Origin of the sequence: Rhizobium leguminosarum (genome assembly GCF_019798305.1) — a bacterium.
GTDB lineage: Bacteria > Pseudomonadota > Alphaproteobacteria > Rhizobiales > Rhizobiaceae > Rhizobium > Rhizobium leguminosarum_U.
The window spans coordinates 293,462-309,629 of record NZ_JAAXDD010000009.1 but is presented as its reverse complement, the minus strand read 5'-3'; the positions used below and the strand labels follow the sequence as shown (position 1 = coordinate 309,629).

General features: G+C 60.9%; 21 protein-coding genes and 1 pseudogene. 13 read left to right on the top strand and 9 right to left on the bottom strand.

Annotated features, from left to right (window positions below):
* Together HFO99_RS18540 and HFO99_RS18535 are read left to right on the top strand one after the other, a co-directional pair.
* A pseudogene (locus tag HFO99_RS18540) lies at window positions 1–126 on the top strand (porin); the annotation flags it as partial.
* A 452-nt stretch (window positions 127–578) separates the two neighbouring features.
* A complete protein-coding gene (locus HFO99_RS18535) occupies window positions 579–1,475 on the top strand; it encodes a LysR substrate-binding domain-containing protein (protein WP_222362755.1) in 897 nt (298 codons plus the stop codon).
* Window positions 1,476–1,609: 134 nt separating this feature from the next.
* Here HFO99_RS18535 and HFO99_RS18530 read toward each other — a convergent pair whose 3' ends face one another.
* Both HFO99_RS18530 and HFO99_RS18525 read right to left on the bottom strand, forming a co-directional pair.
* Window positions 1,610–2,293 (bottom strand): DNA alkylation repair protein, encoded by a 684-nt coding sequence (locus tag HFO99_RS18530; RefSeq protein WP_222362752.1) that lies wholly within the window; start codon window positions 2,291–2,293, stop codon window positions 1,610–1,612.
* Window positions 2,290–3,159 carry an NAD(P)-dependent oxidoreductase gene (locus HFO99_RS18525; RefSeq protein WP_064250823.1) on the bottom strand — a complete coding sequence of 290 codons (870 nt, stop codon included), beginning with the start codon at window positions 3,157–3,159 and terminating at the stop codon, window positions 2,290–2,292. Before HFO99_RS18525 ends, HFO99_RS18530 begins: the two co-directional genes overlap by 4 nt.
* 161 nt (window positions 3,160–3,320) lie before the next feature.
* Here HFO99_RS18525 and HFO99_RS18520 point away from each other — a divergent pair, with 161 nt between their 5' ends.
* The 10 genes from HFO99_RS18520 (at window position 3,321) to HFO99_RS18475 (ending at window position 10,577) form a co-directional block, all read left to right on the top strand.
* On the top strand, window positions 3,321–3,689 hold the full coding sequence (locus tag HFO99_RS18520; protein WP_222362749.1) for a hypothetical protein: 369 nt from the start codon (window positions 3,321–3,323) through the stop codon (window positions 3,687–3,689).
* A gap of 197 nt (window positions 3,690–3,886) precedes the next feature.
* Window positions 3,887–4,852 (top strand): aliphatic sulfonate ABC transporter substrate-binding protein, encoded by a 966-nt coding sequence (locus tag HFO99_RS18515; RefSeq protein ID WP_222362747.1) that lies wholly within the window; start codon window positions 3,887–3,889, stop codon window positions 4,850–4,852.
* A 364-nt stretch (window positions 4,853–5,216) separates the two neighbouring features.
* Window positions 5,217–6,404: an FMNH2-dependent alkanesulfonate monooxygenase gene (gene ssuD, locus HFO99_RS18510; RefSeq protein WP_222362745.1), complete on the top strand. Its 1,188-nt coding sequence runs from the start codon at window positions 5,217–5,219 to the stop codon at window positions 6,402–6,404.
* Window positions 6,405–6,490: 86 nt separating this feature from the next.
* Window positions 6,491–7,327 (top strand): aliphatic sulfonate ABC transporter permease SsuC, encoded by an 837-nt coding sequence (gene ssuC / locus HFO99_RS18505; RefSeq protein WP_222362742.1) that lies wholly within the window; start codon window positions 6,491–6,493, stop codon window positions 7,325–7,327.
* Between the two features lie 10 nt (window positions 7,328–7,337).
* Window positions 7,338–8,165 carry an ATP-binding cassette domain-containing protein gene (locus tag HFO99_RS18500; RefSeq protein WP_222334872.1) on the top strand — a complete coding sequence of 276 codons (828 nt, stop codon included), beginning with the start codon at window positions 7,338–7,340 and terminating at the stop codon, window positions 8,163–8,165.
* A 248-nt stretch (window positions 8,166–8,413) separates the two neighbouring features.
* A complete protein-coding gene (locus HFO99_RS18495; RefSeq protein ID WP_003540367.1) occupies window positions 8,414–8,737 on the top strand; it encodes an ArsR/SmtB family transcription factor in 324 nt (107 codons plus the stop codon).
* Window positions 8,734–9,144 (top strand): SRPBCC domain-containing protein, encoded by a 411-nt coding sequence (locus HFO99_RS18490; protein WP_222362740.1) that lies wholly within the window; start codon window positions 8,734–8,736, stop codon window positions 9,142–9,144. Before HFO99_RS18495 ends, HFO99_RS18490 begins: the two co-directional genes overlap by 4 nt.
* Before the next feature lie 57 nt (window positions 9,145–9,201).
* Window positions 9,202–9,423 carry a hypothetical protein gene (locus HFO99_RS18485; RefSeq protein ID WP_222362737.1) on the top strand — a complete coding sequence of 74 codons (222 nt, stop codon included), beginning with the start codon at window positions 9,202–9,204 and terminating at the stop codon, window positions 9,421–9,423.
* An 11-nt stretch (window positions 9,424–9,434) separates the two neighbouring features.
* A complete protein-coding gene (locus tag HFO99_RS18480) occupies window positions 9,435–9,905 on the top strand; it encodes a DUF1801 domain-containing protein (RefSeq protein ID WP_222362734.1) in 471 nt (156 codons plus the stop codon).
* 204 nt (window positions 9,906–10,109) lie between these two features.
* Window positions 10,110–10,577, top strand: a complete 468-nt coding sequence (locus tag HFO99_RS18475; RefSeq protein WP_222309617.1) for a DUF1801 domain-containing protein — start codon at window positions 10,110–10,112, stop codon at window positions 10,575–10,577.
* Window positions 10,578–10,632: 55 nt separating this feature from the next.
* Here the strand turns inward: HFO99_RS18475 and HFO99_RS18470 are convergent, their stop codons facing one another.
* The 4 genes from HFO99_RS18470 to HFO99_RS18455 form a co-directional block, all read right to left on the bottom strand.
* Entirely contained in the window at window positions 10,633–11,109 is a 477-nt protein-coding gene (locus HFO99_RS18470) for an SRPBCC family protein (RefSeq protein ID WP_222309619.1), read from the bottom strand.
* Window positions 11,106–11,447, bottom strand: a complete 342-nt coding sequence (locus HFO99_RS18465; protein ID WP_222309621.1) for an ArsR/SmtB family transcription factor — start codon at window positions 11,445–11,447, stop codon at window positions 11,106–11,108. The genes HFO99_RS18470 and HFO99_RS18465 overlap by 4 nt, the downstream gene beginning before the upstream one ends.
* Entirely contained in the window at window positions 11,444–12,130 is a 687-nt protein-coding gene (locus tag HFO99_RS18460) for a glutathione S-transferase family protein (RefSeq protein ID WP_222362731.1), read from the bottom strand. Before HFO99_RS18460 ends, HFO99_RS18465 begins: the two co-directional genes overlap by 4 nt.
* 103 nt (window positions 12,131–12,233) lie before the next feature.
* Window positions 12,234–13,052, bottom strand: coding sequence for a methyltransferase (locus tag HFO99_RS18455; protein ID WP_222362729.1), 819 nt, complete (start codon window positions 13,050–13,052; stop codon window positions 12,234–12,236).
* A 129-nt stretch (window positions 13,053–13,181) separates the two neighbouring features.
* Here HFO99_RS18455 and HFO99_RS18450 point away from each other — a divergent pair, with 129 nt between their 5' ends.
* Window positions 13,182–13,907, top strand: coding sequence for a DUF2270 domain-containing protein (locus tag HFO99_RS18450; RefSeq protein WP_222362726.1), 726 nt, complete (start codon window positions 13,182–13,184; stop codon window positions 13,905–13,907).
* A 120-nt stretch (window positions 13,908–14,027) separates the two neighbouring features.
* On the opposite strand, the gene HFO99_RS18445 is transcribed toward HFO99_RS18450, so the two are convergent.
* The 3 genes from HFO99_RS18445 to HFO99_RS18435 all read right to left on the bottom strand — a co-directional run bounded on the left by HFO99_RS18445 (window position 14,028) and on the right by HFO99_RS18435 (window position 16,147).
* The gene (locus HFO99_RS18445; protein ID WP_064250809.1) at window positions 14,028–14,294 is read right to left on the bottom strand and encodes an usg protein; all 267 of its coding nucleotides are present in this window, start codon (window positions 14,292–14,294) and stop codon (window positions 14,028–14,030) included.
* Between the two features lie 219 nt (window positions 14,295–14,513).
* Window positions 14,514–15,344 (bottom strand): ABC transporter permease, encoded by an 831-nt coding sequence (locus HFO99_RS18440; RefSeq protein ID WP_222251562.1) that lies wholly within the window; start codon window positions 15,342–15,344, stop codon window positions 14,514–14,516.
* Complete coding sequence (locus HFO99_RS18435) at window positions 15,341–16,147, bottom strand: ABC transporter permease (protein WP_222309627.1); 807 nt, start codon at window positions 16,145–16,147, stop codon at window positions 15,341–15,343. The genes HFO99_RS18440 and HFO99_RS18435 overlap by 4 nt, the downstream gene beginning before the upstream one ends.
* Window positions 16,148–16,168 lie beyond the last annotated feature (21 nt).

Below are 16,168 nucleotides of genomic sequence, written 5' to 3'. Positions count from 1 at the left end.
GCTGGTCTGACGGTTGATTACCAGATCGTCGACAACTTCTACGCCAAGGCCTCGGTTCAGTGGCTCGATCCGCAAGATGGCGACGACACCACGACGGGCTACTTCCGTCTGCAGCGTTCGTTCTAATCCACTTGGTGGATATGCTCCCGGTCTTCGGACCGGGAGCACTTAAATCAGTTTCTGATCCGAGTGACCTCCGATCAGCTACGGGGACGGGTCCGGTCTTCCCTGCCGGACCGTCCTTGCAGCGTTTTTGACGCACAGTCTTCAAGGCAGTGTTTCTGGATCGTCTTTTCAGGTGAGCCGAACAGGTACGTTTCGTATCGTATGTCGGCATTTTGTTAGCCTCGGCTATTGAGGCACCCCCGTTTTCAATTTTTCAAGCAAGCTGGATCGGCCGAGATATTGCCGTGCGGACGGCTGTCGATTGATTGACTTCGTCTGCATCGGCTAGCTTGCCGCAACGGGTCGTGAAAAGAAAATCCAATGCCGACAATGTGATTACAGCTTTTTGGGAGAGAGGATACAACCTTTGCTGGGGGCTGGCATTCATTCACACTCTCGGATAGCTTGTTCTTATGGACGATCTCAACGACTACTATTATTTCGCCGCTGTCGTCTCCAGCGGCGGTTTCGCTTCTGCAAGTCGCGATCTCAAAATACCACGTTCGAAACTCAGCAGGCGGGTCAGCCGTCTCGAGGATGGGCTTGGCGCAAGGCTTATAGAACGCTCGACGCGTCACTTCCGGGTGACAGAGATAGGCCAAGCTTTTTACGAAAGGTGCCAGGCCATCCTGCAAGAGGCCGACCGCGCCAAGTCGATCGTCACCGAGGCCCAATCCGATCCACAGGGCGTGGTGCGGATGGGGTGCCCGCTCGCTCTCGTCGACATCTCGGTCGGGGGCATCCTGCCTGAATTCCTGGAACGTTACCCGAAGATCAAGCTGCAGATCATCGGCTCCGACCGGCGCGCCGACCTCATCAACGAACGGATCGATCTCGAGGTGAGGGCGACCAACGAGCCGGAGACGCAGACGAGCCTGACGATGCGCAAGCTCGACCGGGCGCGACGTATCCTGGTCGCAAGTCCCTCGCTCGTCGAGCGTACCGGCAGTTTGAATTGCGTTGACGAGCTCGCCGACCTTCCGACGCTGGCAATGACGTCGTGGGTGTCGTTCCACACCTGGGAACTGGTCGGTCCGAATGACGCCAAACAGGTGATTCGTCATCAGCCGCGGCTCACCTGCCGCAGCATGACCGCCATCCTCGACGCGGCCCGGGCCGGTCTCGGCTTCGGGCTTCTGCTCGAAAGCGCCTGCGAGGCCGGTCTCCAGGCTGGCAAGCTGGTGCGGGTGCTGCCGGAATGGCAGTCGGAGGAAAGCCAGTTCTACATCGTTTTCACGACGGCCAAGGGCATGCCGCCGGCGGTGCGGGTGCTGATCGATTTCCTGGTCGAGAAATCCAGGCAGCATTGACGAAGAGGCTTCAGCCTGAAGCCCGTCGCAATCTTTCAGAATCGCTCCTTGCACTTTGGGGCTTTATTTTCCGTATGTCGTCATCGCAAAACGCTGCACAGTTTTGCGCGACATAGTTTGGCGGCCGATCGGCCTTATCTCAACCGTGCCAGCAGCTTTTCGCCGGCCAGCTCCCTGACGGCATCCTTGCCGATCCAGCGGGCAGTTTTATCAGGGCTTTCCGCCAGGGCCCTTGCGAGTGCCAGTGCCGGCGCATGGCAGGCCAGATTGCGCTTGCCGACATTGCGCAGCGCCCAATTCACCGCCTTGCGCACGAAGTTTCGGGGGTCGCCGGAATGAGCCTCGATCAGCGGCAGCCAGGCAAGAATGGTGGCGTCCGGCTCCTTCTTCCGGTGGACGGCACCACCGGCAATCATGGCGAAGGCTGTGCGTCGGACGAATTCGCGCTCGTCGGCGGCGAATTCCCAGATGAGCTCGTCCAACCGGGCCTCGACGAAGAGATCGGCGGCGCAATCGACGATCTCCCAGGAGTTGAAGTCATCGGCCCAATGTCGGGCTTCCTCCGTCGTCAACCGCTTCGGTTCGGCTGTGTAGAGGGCAAGCAGCCGGGCTTCGCGGATATCGCTTCGCCAGAGCTGCATTGCCCTGAGGTGATCCTTCTTCGCCAGTCTGGCGACCGCCCGGATATCGGGATTGGAGATGCCGAGGGCGCCGCCGGTGACGATGCCGAAGCGCGCCATGCCGGCGACATTCTGCTCCGAACGCAGCGTTTGGAGATGCGCGATCAATTCGGCCGCATCGGAGGAGGGGCCGATCATTTCTCCAGGCGGGCAAGCAGCGAGGATGTGTCCCAGCGATTGCCGCCCATCGCCTGCACGTCGCCATAGAACTGGTCGACGACCGCGGTGACCGGCAGTTTGGCGCCGTTGCGGCGGGCCTCGGTGAGCACGATGCCGAGATCCTTGCGCATCCAGTCGACCGCGAAGCCGAAGTCGTATTTGCCTGCGTTCATGGTCTTGTGGCGGTTTTCCATCTGCCAGGAGCCGGCTGCACCCTTGGAGATCACCTCGACCACCTTTTCAATATCGAGGCCGGCGCGCTTGCCGAAATGCAGCGCTTCGGCAAGTCCCTGGACGAGGCCGGCGATGCAGATCTGGTTGACCATCTTGGTCAACTGGCCCGAGCCTGCCGGCCCCATCAGACCAACCATGCGGGCATAGGCGTCGATGACAGGCCTGGCGCGTTCGAAGACGGCCTCGTCGCCGCCGCACATGACGGTCAGGACGCCGTTTTCAGCGCCGGCCTGGCCGCCGGAGACGGGTGCGTCGATGAAATCGACACCTTTTTCCTTTGCCGCGGCATAAAGTTCGCGGGCAACTTCAGCGCTGGCGGTGGTGTTGTCGATCAGCACCGAACCGGGCTTCATGCCGTGTAAGGCGCCGTTCTCGCCCAATGTCACCGATCGGAGATCTTCGTCGTTGCCGACGCAGACGAAGACGAAATCGGCGCCAGCGGCGGCCTCGGCCGGAGTAGGGGCCGATTTGCCGGAGAATTTCTCGGCCCAGGCGGCGGCTTTTGCCGGCGTGCGGTTATAGACGGTGACATCGTGGCCGCCTTTCGTCTTCAAATGCCCCGCCATGGGGAAACCCATGACGCCGAGACCGATAAACGCGACTTTTGCCATATGTCCTATCCTTTTCCTCAAGTGCAGGCCCGAGGATTAACCGAAACGGCGGGAGCAGAAAAGCCCGTGAAGACGGACTTCCTTCCGATTGACGCATATGAGGCTGGCTACCGTTCGGCCGAGCCCTAGATTGGAGGGAGGGCATTATGTTCGGGGGTGACATGAGCGAAATTCCGACGATCAAGCCGCGGCGCAAAGGCCGCAACGGAATGCAGGCGATGCTTATTCCATCGCAGCAGATGGTCGCAGAGCAGATTCGATCGGCACCGGAAGGTGTCCTCACCGAAGTCGGCGTTCTCCGCCGCCGTCTTGCCGCTCAATATGGGACGGACGCCTGTTGTCCGGTGACCGTGCAGCGGCATTTGCGTGCGATCGCCGAGCTGTCCTTCGGCGCGCTGGAGAAGGGCGAGCCGGTTTCGACGGTTACGCCCTATTGGCGCATGATCGATCCCGCAAGCCTGCTTGCGAAGCGTCTTGCCGGCGGCCCTACCTTCATCCGCGAGCGGCTGGCCGCGGAAGGTCGGGAGTGAGCCGGGATAGTAGGCAGCATAGGGGACGCGCGAAAAAATTCCGCTCAAGGGCGATTTCCGAGCCGCAAAATTTCACCAAAGGCGGAATCTTGCAAATAAAATTGTCGATCTAATTATAGATTTCATCATCATGGGATTCATCACTGACAGGGTCGACCAGCCGAAAACAGGCCCGGCACCATCAAAAGGGGAAAGTCATGATTTCACGTCGACAGACGCTCGGGCTTTTCGCAGCCGCTGCGGCCACGGCAATCCTGCCGGCTGTCCGGCCGGCACGCGCTGCCGCCAGCGAATTCCGTATCGGCTGGCAGAAGAACGGTGTGCTGGCGCTCGCCAAGCGTCGCAGCGCACTTGAAAAGCGGCTTGCCGATCACGGCATCACCGTCAGCTGGTCGGAATTCACCTCTGGCCCGCCGCTTCTCGAAGCGCTGGGCGCCGGTGCTCTCGATTTCGGCGCGACCGGCGATGTGCCGCCGCTCTTTGCCCAGGCGGCCGGCGGGCAGCTCTACTATGTCGGTCTCTACAAGGGCAGCCCGGCATCCTCGGCTATCCTCGTGCGCAAGGATTCGTCCATCAAGACGCTTGAAGACCTCAAGGGTAAAAAGGTCGCTTTCAAGCGCGGCTCCAGCGCGCATAATGTAACCGTCAAGGTTTTGCGCAAGGCAGGCCTGAAGCCCGAAGATGTCGAGCAGCTCGATCTTTCGCCGCCGGATGCCGCCGCTGCGTTTAAGAATGGCAGCATCGACGCCTGGTCGATCTGGGATCCTTATCTAGCGATTGCCGAAGCTGATCCGGACACACGTATCCTGACGACCGCTGAAGGCATCGTCGATTCCTACAGCTTCTTCCTTGCCAATCGCGATTTCACCGATGCCAAGGGGCAAGTGGTCGTCGACGTGATCGATGAACTTGCCAAGGTCGGGAAGTCGGCCCAGAGCAATCTCGACGAAACGGTCAAGGAGCTTTCCGAAATTACCGGCGTGCCGGCCGACGTGACGCGCGTGACATTGACGCGCAAGGGCGCCGATCTCGGCAGCGTCTCGACCATCACCGATGCCGCCGCCGCCTATCAGCAGGCACTCGCAGACGAATTCTACGGGCTCGGCATCCTGCCGAAGAAGCTCGCAACCGGCGATATCGTCTGGCGTCCCAAGGCAAGCTGATTTCCGCTCGGTGCCAAGATCCCCGCGAGGCGGCATGGAGAGGTCCTCCATGCCGTTGAATCGGAAAAATATTCTCCAAAACGGATTACAATAGCAAAGCGATATTGTCGATCTAATTACTGGTCTATGTCAGTATCCTCTCGATCGGAGCGGGCACCGAAGTATCGGCCAGCCGCCATCCGATCGACAGGGACATTTCAGATGCTCACGCACAGACAGACAGCCGGCCTTCTTGCACCCTCCGCCACCACCACGATCCTCCCAAGCATCCGTGCGGCGGCGTTATACGGGCAGACGGTCTGTGCGTCGTCACGTGCAGAGAGCCATCTCGACCGCGAATTCCGCAGCTAAAGGACCGTCTTCCATGACCACCTCCCATACAGGTATATCCGGGCCTATCAACTTCCTCTGGTTCATCCCGACATCGGGCGACGGCACCTATCTCGGCTCCTCCGAGCTCAACCGCGCGCCGGAGATCGGTTATCTCACGCAGATCGCCCAGGCCGTCGACCGGCTCGGCTATTCCGGCGTGCTGCTGCCGACCGGGGTCGCCTGCGAGGAGTCCTTCGTGACGGCGGCAGCCCTTGCCGCCAAGACCGAGAAGCTGCAGTTCCTGGTGGCAATCCGCCCCGGCACGGCGTCGCCTGCCTATTACGCGCGTCTTGCGACGACGCTCGACCGTATCTCCAACGGTCGGCTGCTGCTCAACATCGTCGTCGGCGGCAGCCCGGCGGAGCTTGCCGGCGACGGCATCCATCTCGAGCATGACGAGCGCTACGCCCATGCCGAAGAGTTCTTCACCGTCTTTGAGGAACTGCTGGAAAAGGGAACGGCAAGCTTCGACGGCAAATACATCAAGGCGACCAATGCGCGCCTCGGCTTTCCCTCGGTGCAGAACCCGCGCCCGCCGCTCTATTTCGGCGGTTCGTCGGATGCCGGCATCGATTTCTCCGTCGGCCGGGTCGACAAGTACCTGACCTGGGGTGAGCCGCCGGCACAGGTTGCCGAGAAGATCGCCAAGGTGCGCAAAGCCGCCGGCGAACGCGGCCGCGAGGTGAGTTTCGGCATCCGCCTGCACTTCATCGTGCGCGAAACCGATGATGAGGCATGGGGGGCGGCCGAGCGGCTGATCCGCCATCTCGACGACGATACGATCCGCGAGGCGCAGGAGCGCTTCGTCCAGGAGTCCGACTCGGTCGGCCAGAAGCGCATGGCCGCCCTTCACGGCGGGCGCCGCGACAAGCTCGAAGTCTCGCCGAACCTCTGGGCCGGTGTCGGCCTGGTGCGTGCCGGTGCGGGCACGGCGCTTGTGGGATCGCCGAAGACGGTGGCTGCGCGGCTTCGCGAGTATCAGGAGATCGGCATCGATACGGTGATCGGCTCCGGCTATCCACATCTCGAAGAGGCCTATCGCGTCGCCGAACTGCTTTTCCCCGAGCTCGGCATTACCCGCAACCAGCAGCGCCTGGGTTTCAACAACGAGTTCGGCCGCAAGCAAGTCTTCGCAGGCGGCAGCCATGGCGGCAATCTGAAAGTCGTCTCCGGCTCCTGATCTCGAACGAAGACGCAGAGCGTGACGCCGCCGCAAGCCGCTTAGGGCTTGCGGCATCCTGCTCCCGATAAGCGCGAGGACAATGCATGTCGACTTTCGATACTCCGGTCGTACGGTCGGTCACTTCCGAAAAGGCCGGGAAGGCGGGGTTCCGCCTGCCACTGCCCGGCCTGGAGAAGCTGACGCCCTATCTGGTGCCGGTGGCGATCGTGGCGTTCTGGCAGCTTGCCTCCTCGGCCGGCTGGATCTCGTCGCGCATCATGCCGTCGCCGGCCGATGTCGGCCTCGCCTTCTGGTCGACGACGGTTTCCGGCCAGTTGCCGAATGACCTGCTGGTGAGCGCCGGCCGCGCCTTTGCCGGCTTTCTCGTCGGCGGTTCGATCGGCTTCCTGCTCGGTATCGCCAATGGCGTATCGCGTATTTCCGAGCAACTGACCGATACCACGCTGCAGATGCTGCGCACCATTCCGCACCTGGCAATGATCCCGCTCGTCATCCTGTGGTTCGGGATCGGCGAGGAATCGAAGCTGTTTCTCACCTCGCTCGGCGTGCTCTTCCCGGTTTATCTCAACACCTATCACGGCGTGCGCAATGTCGATCGCGATCTGATCGAGATGGGCAAGGTCTATGGCATGGGCAACTGGACGCTCTTTCGCAAGGTGATCTTTCCAGGCGCGTTGCCGTCGATCTTCGTCGGCTTGAGATATGCGCTCGGCATTATGTGGCTAACGCTGATCGTATCGGAATCGATCGCAGCATCCTCAGGCATCGGCCACATGGCCAACAATGCCCGCGAATTCATGATGACTGACGTCGTCGTGCTCGCCCTCGTCATCTATGCCGTGCTCGGCAAGCTTGCCGATGTCATCGCCCGGGTTCTGGAGAGGCGGCTGCTCGCCTGGAACCCGGTCTATCAGAAATAGGAGAGACGCCATGACATCGATCGCGCATGAGCGTTTTCACGCCGTCGTCGAAGAGCCAGCTTATGCGCGCGAAAACGCGCCCGCGGCCGGTCGCAATGCGCCCGCGGCGATTAGCCTGACGGGGCTTGAAAAGCGTTTTGGGGAGAACCGCGTGCTGCGCGGCATCAATCTGCATATTCCGGCCGGCCAGTTCGTCGCCGTGATCGGCAAGAGCGGCTGCGGCAAGAGCACGCTGCTGCGCATCCTGATGGGTCTCGACGAGCCGAGTGCCGGCGCGTTGCATTTCGAGGATGCCGATGGCGCGCAGGCGAGCCCGAACGCCCGCATCGTCTTCCAGGAGCCGCGGCTGTTGCCCTGGCTCAGCGTCGCTGACAACGTCGCTGTCGGGCTCGGAGACGGCATCGACAACCGGGCTGCGGCGAAGGCGGCTGAGGCCGTGCTTGCCGAAGTCCAGCTCGGCGAAAAGACCAGGGAATGGCCGGCGCGGCTTTCCGGCGGGCAGCGGCAGCGCGTGGCACTGGCGCGGGCGCTGGTGAGCCGGCCGGGCGTGCTGGCGCTCGACGAACCGCTCGGCGCGCTCGATGCGCTGACGCGGATCAGCATGCAGGAACTCATCAACCGTGTCTGGCGCGAACTCGGCTTCACCGCCGTGCTCGTCACCCATGATGTCAGCGAGGCGGTGCATCTCGCCGACCGGGTCATCGTGCTCGACGAGGGGCGGATCGCACTCGATCTTCCCATTCCCTATCCGCATCCGCGCCGGCACGGCCATCCTGGCCTTGCCGAGCTGGAGGGTCGACTGCTTGCCGCGATCCTCGGTACAGACAGCGGCCATTGATCCCGGCGCCATTCGCGAAGCTGCAGACCTCGGCATAGGCGAGGCGTGTTGGTGCGAGCATGCATCACCAATAGCGAAGATGTATAGCCTCCCGGGTATGAGAGAATCAGCGGTCTCTGCCGAAGTGCGCCGCGGCATGCGCCAAAATCAGCAACAATAGTTTCACTAGCTCGCCTTACGTCCGGCTTGACACACTCATACCTCTGTGGCTATACGTCAATCCATAGCCAACGGGGTATGGATCATAGATGTCGGACACCCAAGACGTGCTGTTCAGAACGCTCGCCGATCCGACCCGGAGGGCTCTTTTCGAACGGCTGTGCCGCGAAGGGGAGAAGACGGTCGGGGCTCTGACGGCTCGGGCCGGGGTCTCGCAACCGGTCGTCTCGAAACATCTCGGAATCCTCAAGCAAGCCGGATTGGTGCGTGATCGTCACGAAGGTCGCCAGACCCATTACAGCGCCCAGCTCGGTGCGCTGGCGCCGCTGGTCGACTGGACAAGTGAGATGGCCGGCTTTTGGCAAAATCGGTTCGACCAGCTGGAAGATCTATTGAAAAGGATGGACCAATGACCGAAATTTCAAACGAAACCCGTTCCGTCATCGTCGAACGAGAGATCCCTTTTCCGCCGGAAAAGATCTGGCGCGCGCTCACCCAGCCGCATCTTATCGCGGACTGGCTGATGAAGAACGACTTCGTGCCGGTCGTGGATCACCGTTTCAAGCTGAGCGCGGATTGGGGCTCCGTCGATTGCCAGGTCCTGGAAGTCGAACCGAACAAAACCCTGTCTTACACCTGGGCTGCCTATGATCTCGAAAGTGTCGTCACCTGGACTCTCACGCCCACGGGTGCGGGCACGCAGCTGCGCATGGAGCAGTCGGGCTTCCGGCCGGATCAGCGGCAGGCCTACGGGGGCGCCAGGAGCGGTTGGGAGCGGTTCTTTGCAAATCTCGAACAGGTCCTGGCGCGGATAGAGTGAGGCCGCAGCCAAACGGATCACGCCATCCGCTTCGTCTCGTTTTCGCAGGAGGCTTCCTTGAATTGGAATAACTGGTTTCGGTGGATCCACCGTTGGCTGTCCATTGCCTTTACGCTGGCCGTCATAACTAATATCATCGCGATGGTGCAGGAGAAATCATCCGTCTGGGTGGGGCTCATGGCGCTGCTGCCGCTGACCTTGCTCCTGCTCACTGGTCTCTACTTGTTCGCGCTGCCATATGCCACCAAGTGGCGCGATGCGGGACGCAGCGGAGGGTAAGAGTGAAGGCAATGTCCGGGAAGACATCCAAGGCCGCAGCGAAGGACACGAAGAAGACAGTTGCCACGCCTGATACCGCTGAGCCGACCCTACTCTCGGGCGGCAACCCTCAGATCGCTAAGGGTTACGGCGACGCTCCCGTGCAAGCCTACATCGCCGCCATGCCGGGCTGGAAAAGCAACATCGGGCATCGCCTCGATGCGCTCATCACGCGCACGGTGCCGGGGGTGTATAAGGCCGTGAAATGGAACTCGCCGCTCTATGGCATGGAAGGGCAGGGCTGGTTCCTCGGTGTCCATTGCTTCGCGAAATACATCAAACTTGCTTTCTTCTGTGGCACGTCGCTCAATCCCATCCCTCCCGGCGAGTCCAAGCAAAAGGAGGTGCGTTACTTCCACATCCGTGAGGAAGACCAACTCGACGAGGCTCAGCTCGCCGCCTGGGTGGAGCAGGCCAGCCAATTGCCCGGTGAACGAATGTAAGCGGATGCGTAGATTTAAAGCGTTAGAGCGTCCTTTGTGCGTCCGAAAGGACGCACGGCACTCTAAAGCGTGTCGCGATCTTTCAGATTCGCTTGCCACGCTTTAGGTCTTTGGTTTGCGCATGTCGTGGTCGCAAAACCGCTGCACACTTTTGCGCGACATGCTTTAGGCCATCAGCACTTAAGGGATGGAGGAGAGATATTGATGAAGAAAGCCACGGCAACCATGAAGAAGAGCGGCTCCAGCGAAGAGAAAGACGGAGACTCTCCTTCTCGTTTGATCGATGCGAGAATCGAGGAGTTGAGCGATTGGCGAGGCGAGACGCTCGCCCGGGTCCGAACTCTCATCAGGCAAGCCGAGCCCGACGTGATCGAGGAATGGAAGTGGAGAGGCGTTCCGGTGTGGGAGCACGCCGGCATCATCTGCACGGGCGAGACCTACAAAAGCGTGGTGAAGCTGACCTTCGCCAAGGGCGCATCGCTGGAGGACCCTTCAGGCCTCTTCAACTCCAGCCTTGACGGCAATACCAGGCGCGCCATCGATTTCCATGAGGGCGATGAGATCAACGAGCAGGCATTGAAGGCGCTCGTTCGCGCCGCCGCCGCACTCAACACGTCAACGCGGGCTGCCGCTCGCCCCGCCGGCGCCCGAAAAAAACCAAGCAATGCTTGAGGCTTGGCAATATCGCCTGAAACGCGTCGCATCGAACTTGATTTGGCGACATGTGTCAGTGGATCGGGCTTTCCTCGCGCTCGAGGAAGAGTTGCAGATTGTCGAGGCCGATTTCGGTGCCCTGGAGGCGGGCGCCGTTATCGGTGTAGCCGTCGAGGAAGACCACTTGTTCGGTGAAGACCATTTTCGTGCCGCCGGGTGCGGCTTCGAAGGCGACGGTTGTGAGCGATACGGAGATGCGGCTTTCCCCAAGCTTCATCTCATAGGCATAGATGATGCGGGCATCGGGCACGATATCGACGTAATGGGCATCATAGGCGTGCAGGAGGCCGTCAGTATCGGCGACGTAGTTCCGTTCCGTACCACCGGGGCGGAAATCGAGCTCGTAGTCCAGCGGCGCCCATTCGCCGTGGCAGGCGAACCATTGGCGTTTGGATTCCGGTGTTGACCAGGCGCGGAAGACACGGGAGACGGGCGCCTTCAGGTGACGCTCGATGACGAGAGTGGCGTGTTCGGCGGATGATGTCGTCATTCGGGAAATGTCTCCGGTTCATCAGCAAGAAATTGGTCGAGGCGGTCGAAGGTGGTGGTCCAGCGGATCTTTCGCTGTTCCACCCAGCGCTCGACGGCGGCAAGCGCGTCCTTTTGCAGCCGGTAGGTGCGCACGCGACCGGCCTTTTCGGAAAGGACAAGACCGCTTTCCTCCAACACCTGCAGATGTTTCAGCACCGTCGGCAGGGCAACGGCAAGCGGTGCCGCCAGTTCGGTGACGGAGGCGGGGCCGCGACCGAGCCGGTCGATCATACCGCGGCGGCTGCGATCGGAAAGCGCGTGGAACATGCGGTCGAGTTCCGCCTGGCTTTCGATCATCCCGCCGCATCCCGGAAGCGGGTCGGCAGTCTCTCTTTGTAGGGATAGAACTTGAAGTAGGGGCGGGCCTCTTCCAGCACCCTTGCAAAGGACGGGCGGGCGAGCAGCCGATCGTAATAGGCGCGAAGGTTCGGCTGTTCCGATGAAAACGGAACCAGCGTCTCGGCATAGAAGAGGGCAGGGGCCGCGGCGCAATCGGCCATGGTGAAGCCGTCGCCTGATATCCACGGCTTATCGGCGAGCTGCTTTTCGATCATCGCGTAGGCGGTCGCGAGTGTCGCCTTGGCGGCGGCCACCTCGGTTTTGTCTGCCGTGCCCTCGGGGCGCCGACGATTGCTGACCAGCGTCTGCATAGGTGTCTGGACATAGAGATCGAAAAAGCGATCCCAGAGACGGACCTGCAGTGCCCGGTCGATCTCCAGCGGCAGCAGGCGAACGGGGCCGGGATAATATTGCTCGAGATATTCGATGATGATCGATGTCTCGGGAATGGTGCTGTCGCGCGCCTCGTCCCGCAGCAGCGGCATCTTGCCGATCGGCCAGAAGCGGAAGAGATCGGCGCGCGAGCTTTCGTCGGAAAGATCGACGATGCGATTTTCGAAAGGGGTGCCGTTTTCATAAAGCGCGATCAGCACTTTGTGGCAGAAGGAGGCGAGCGGATGCCCATAAAGCACGAGCGACATGCGGCGACCTTTCCTATCGTTGCTGCAAACTTTACCGATCGACTAACTATCAGGTCGTGACGCATTTCGCAACAGATACTTCGCCAACCGCGAAAGTATTCCGTCAGCCAATATACCGGGCGATCACCAGATGGCCGGGTGTCGGCTGGCCGTCTTCCATGCGCACGTTGATATCCGATATCTCGACGAGTTCGAAACCGGTTGCCGTCAGGCGTTCTCTCACATAGGCGTCGGCATGGGCGAAGCGCTGGTGCGGGCCGACCATATAAGCGCGGCCAGCGAGTATTTCCTCGGGCAGGGTTTCCGAGGAAAAGATGAACAATCCGCCTGGCGTCAGGTTCTCGGCGGCGCCGAAGAACAGCGGTTCGAGCGCGCCGAGATAGGGCAGCACGTCGGTGGCGGCGATGATGTCGAAGGCTTCCTCGTCGTTGTCGTCGAGGAAATCCTCGACCTCGGCGACAAAGAGCGTCTGATAGAGATCCTTCTCATGGGCGATCTCGACCATCTTCTCCGATATGTCGATGCCGGTCATATCGGCGCAGAGGTCGCGCAGCGCGCCGCCGGTGAGGCCCGTGCCGCAGCCGAGATCGAGCAGCCGCTTGAACGGTCCGAGCTTCAGCGCCTGGAGGCGCTGGCGCACCAGCATCGGCACGTGATAGCCCAGCTGCTCGACCAGCACGTCCTCGAAAACCTCGGCATGCTGGTCGAACAAGGTCTCGACATAGGCGTCGGGCGCCTTGACCGGCGTTTCGCCGCGGCCCATCGCAGCGATGCGTACGGCTGCACCGCCGTGATCGTCGGGATCGAGTGCCAGGACTTCCTGATAGGCTGCAACGGCGGCGTCGAGATCGCCGGCCTTCTCCAGCGCCAGTGCGCGGTTATAGGCCTCGCCAAGGGCTTCTTCGTCGATCTTCTTTGCCATCGCAGTCCGTCGTCCTTTTGTTTCAGGCCGTTTGTTTTCAGGCATGCGTCTAAGGCCGCTTTCGATGTTTTGCAATGGTGCGCTTGCGGGCGCAGAATGGTCGAAAAGAAGATGAAGGGAGGAAAAACCATGAAAACGGAGCAAAACAGGACGTCATCGGCAAGGGAAGGAGAGGCCACGCCGGCATTCCTGCTGCCTGGTACACCAGGCGAGATCACCAACACGCTCAGCCATTATTACCGCGGTGAACTTGGGCGGATGACGAGTTGGCGCGACCGCATCGACCGGACGTCCAACTGGGCGATCACCGTGGTCGCCGCACTCCTCTCGGTGTCGCTGTCGACGCCGAGCTCGCATCACGGGGTGTTGCTGTTCGGGATGATGCTGGTGACCCTGCTTCTGATGATCGAGGCGCGGCGCTACCGCTTCTTCGATATCTATCGCGCCCGCATTCGCCAGATCGAGCGTTGCTATTTTGCGCAAATCCTGGCGCCCGACGCCAACGCCGGCAGCGAATGGGCGGTGGTGGTCGCCAGCAGCCTGCGTAAGCCGCGCTTCCTGCTCAGCTACCAAGAGGCGATGCATCGCCGGCTCAAACGCAATTACGGCTGGATGTATTTCATCCTGTTGCTCGCCTGGTGCCTGAAGATCTCGACGCCGAAACTGCAGACGGAGGGCATGCCGGCACTGCAGGCGCAGTCATGGGCCTATGTCATCGACAATGCCGTACTCGGGCCGGTTCCCGGCCTTGCGGTCATTGCAGTCGTCATCGCCTTCTATCTCGCCATGCTTGGTTTCGCCTTGCGCCCGGATCGAGACGAAGGCGAATTCGGCCATGGCGAGGCGCATGTCTGACGCGGCCTACTGCGCCGTGCGTCTTTTCAAGAGTCGCAAAGGACGCTGTAGCACTTTGAGTTGCTGCACGATGTCGCGCGAAAACTGTTCACACTTTTCGACATCATGCTCCAGCGCCGATCAGTGCAGGATGAACTCGCCCTTCAGTGCCCGCCACTCGGTTGGCGAGATCAGCTTGCGGTGGATGTAGCGCACCGAATGCAGTGGCCCGTCCAGCTTCTCTTCCCAGAATTTCAGGAAGCCGCGCATTTCGGGAAAGTCGGGGGCGAGGTCGTAATCCTGCCAGACATAGGTCTGCAGGATCACTGGGTGGTCCGGCAGACGATAGAGGATCTGGGCGGTCGTCAGACCATAGCCCTTCAGTTGTTTTTCCATGTCCTTGTGCATCGTATTCCACTTCTTCTTGTTCCACTCGCGCGCTTATTAGCGCTAGATGATATGGAAACATGCGAGTGGTTAACGGAAGCTTTACAGATACTTCGTAAAAGGACAATTCATTTTTAATATCAACGGTTTGGCAGCAGCACTCCGAGAGTGCTGCCAATTGGCCTTTGTTTGATGAATGCCGTTGTCCCAAAGCCGCGACACAGTTTTTGGCGTCACGCATCAGCGCTTGAGATGCCGGGTCAGGCGGCGCTCGAACCAGGCCCAGAGATGACGCAAGGCCTCGACGATGGTGAGGTAGAAAATCGCCGCCCAGAGATAAGTCTGGTAGTCGAAAGTGCGGGAGAAGGCATAGCGGGTTTCGCCCATCAAGTCGAGCACGGTGATGATGGCGACGACCGCCGAGCCCTTGATCAAAAGGATGATCTCGTTGCCGTAAGGGCGAAGTGCGACGATGAGAGCCTGCGGCAAGATGATCTTGCGGAAGGCGATGAACTTGTGGATGCCGAGAGCGGCGGCCGCCTCGTGCTGGCCACGCGACACGCTTTCGACGGCGCCGCGCAGGATTTCCGCCTGGTAGGCCGCGGTGTTGATGGTCATGGCAAAGAGGCCGCAATACCAGGCATCGCGGAAGATCCACCAGATGCCGACGGCCTCAAGCTGCGGCCGGAATATGCCGAGGCCGTAATAGACCAGGAACAGCTGGGCAAGCAGCGGCGTGCCGCGGAAGAAATAGATGTAGCCGTAGGCCAGCGCATTCAGCAGCCGGTTCTTTGACATGCGCGCCACGGCAAGCGGCAGCGACAGGATGGCGCCGCAGATGACGGAAATGAAAACGAGGCTCAGCGTGACCCCGAGGCCGTGGAGGTAACGCGGCCCGTAGCGGATGAATTTTTCCGGATCCCAGCCATTGATGACGGAAATGACGAGAAGTGCTGCGAGCACAGCCCAGATGGCCACGAGAATATAGCCGGCCATGCGGGCCGGCGTCATCGGCTTCATCACCGCACGGGGCGCGGGCTGCGGTTGGATCAGCGTTTCGGCGTAGCTCATCGACGGATCTCCGAACGCTTGGCCCAACGCTCGACATGGACGAGCAGAAAGGAGGAGAGGATGGCGAGCACCAGATAGAGGCAACAGGCCAGACCATAGAAAAAGAAGGGTTCTTTGGTCACCCGCACCGCGACGCTCGTCTGGCGCAGGATATCGGCAAGGCTGATGATCGAGACGTAGGAGGTATCCTTCAGCAGCACCATCCAGAGGTTCGTCAAGCCCGGCAACGCGATGCGCACAAGCTGCGGCAGGATGATCAGGCGCAGCGTGCGGCCGCTGTGCAGCCCAAGCGCGTCGCCTGCCTCATATTGACCCTTGGGAATGGCGCGGAAGGCCGAGAGCAGCACTTCCGAACAGTAGGCGGAGAAGACGACCGAAAGCGCGATGACGCCGGCGAGGAAGGCGTTGATCTCGATCGGCGGCCCGTCATAACCGACGAAGGTCAGCAGAGACTGGATCAGCATCTGCAAACCGTAGTAGATGATGAAGAGCGTCAGAAGCTCCGGCAAGCCGCGGAAGATCGTCGTGTAGATGCCGGCCGCCAGCCGCAGCGGCTTTTCCTCCGACTGCTGGCCGAGCGCCACCAGGAAGCCGATGGCGAGGCCGATCGGCAGGGTGACGATCGCCACCGAAACGGTGACCTGCAGGCCAAGCGCGATCTCGTCGCCCCAGCCGGTATCGCCACAGGCAAGGATCGTCGACTGACCCAACCAAGTGAAGATGCCAACGGGTCCGCATAGCGGATCGAAAATTTGCACAATCCAGCTCCAAAAGGAGCCCAGCGCGGAAAATAATCCGCCCATGCGAGAATTCCCCTCACGGCT

Coding starts and splice junctions, on each gene's coding strand:
- HFO99_RS18535 (WP_222362755.1), top strand. CDS start 579: ATGGACGATCTCAACGACTACTATTATTTCGCCGCTGTCGTCTCCAGC.
- HFO99_RS18530 (WP_222362752.1), bottom strand. CDS start 2,293: ATGATCGGCCCCTCCTCCGATGCGGCCGAATTGATCGCGCATCTCCAA.
- HFO99_RS18525 (WP_064250823.1), bottom strand. CDS start 3,159: ATGGCAAAAGTCGCGTTTATCGGTCTCGGCGTCATGGGTTTCCCCATG.
- HFO99_RS18520 (WP_222362749.1), top strand. CDS start 3,321: ATGAGCGAAATTCCGACGATCAAGCCGCGGCGCAAAGGCCGCAACGGA.
- HFO99_RS18515 (WP_222362747.1), top strand. CDS start 3,887: ATGATTTCACGTCGACAGACGCTCGGGCTTTTCGCAGCCGCTGCGGCC.
- ssuD (WP_222362745.1), top strand. CDS start 5,217: ATGACCACCTCCCATACAGGTATATCCGGGCCTATCAACTTCCTCTGG.
- ssuC (WP_222362742.1), top strand. CDS start 6,491: ATGTCGACTTTCGATACTCCGGTCGTACGGTCGGTCACTTCCGAAAAG.
- HFO99_RS18500 (WP_222334872.1), top strand. CDS start 7,338: ATGACATCGATCGCGCATGAGCGTTTTCACGCCGTCGTCGAAGAGCCA.
- HFO99_RS18495 (WP_003540367.1), top strand. CDS start 8,414: ATGTCGGACACCCAAGACGTGCTGTTCAGAACGCTCGCCGATCCGACC.
- HFO99_RS18490 (WP_222362740.1), top strand. CDS start 8,734: ATGACCGAAATTTCAAACGAAACCCGTTCCGTCATCGTCGAACGAGAG.
- HFO99_RS18480 (WP_222362734.1), top strand. CDS start 9,435: ATGTCCGGGAAGACATCCAAGGCCGCAGCGAAGGACACGAAGAAGACA.
- HFO99_RS18475 (WP_222309617.1), top strand. CDS start 10,110: ATGAAGAAAGCCACGGCAACCATGAAGAAGAGCGGCTCCAGCGAAGAG.
- HFO99_RS18470 (WP_222309619.1), bottom strand. CDS start 11,109: ATGACGACATCATCCGCCGAACACGCCACTCTCGTCATCGAGCGTCAC.
- HFO99_RS18465 (WP_222309621.1), bottom strand. CDS start 11,447: ATGATCGAAAGCCAGGCGGAACTCGACCGCATGTTCCACGCGCTTTCC.
- HFO99_RS18460 (WP_222362731.1), bottom strand. CDS start 12,130: ATGTCGCTCGTGCTTTATGGGCATCCGCTCGCCTCCTTCTGCCACAAA.
- HFO99_RS18455 (WP_222362729.1), bottom strand. CDS start 13,052: ATGGCAAAGAAGATCGACGAAGAAGCCCTTGGCGAGGCCTATAACCGC.
- HFO99_RS18450 (WP_222362726.1), top strand. CDS start 13,182: ATGAAAACGGAGCAAAACAGGACGTCATCGGCAAGGGAAGGAGAGGCC.
- HFO99_RS18445 (WP_064250809.1), bottom strand. CDS start 14,294: ATGCACAAGGACATGGAAAAACAACTGAAGGGCTATGGTCTGACGACC.
- HFO99_RS18440 (WP_222251562.1), bottom strand. CDS start 15,344: ATGAGCTACGCCGAAACGCTGATCCAACCGCAGCCCGCGCCCCGTGCG.
- HFO99_RS18435 (WP_222309627.1), bottom strand. CDS start 16,147: ATGGGCGGATTATTTTCCGCGCTGGGCTCCTTTTGGAGCTGGATTGTG.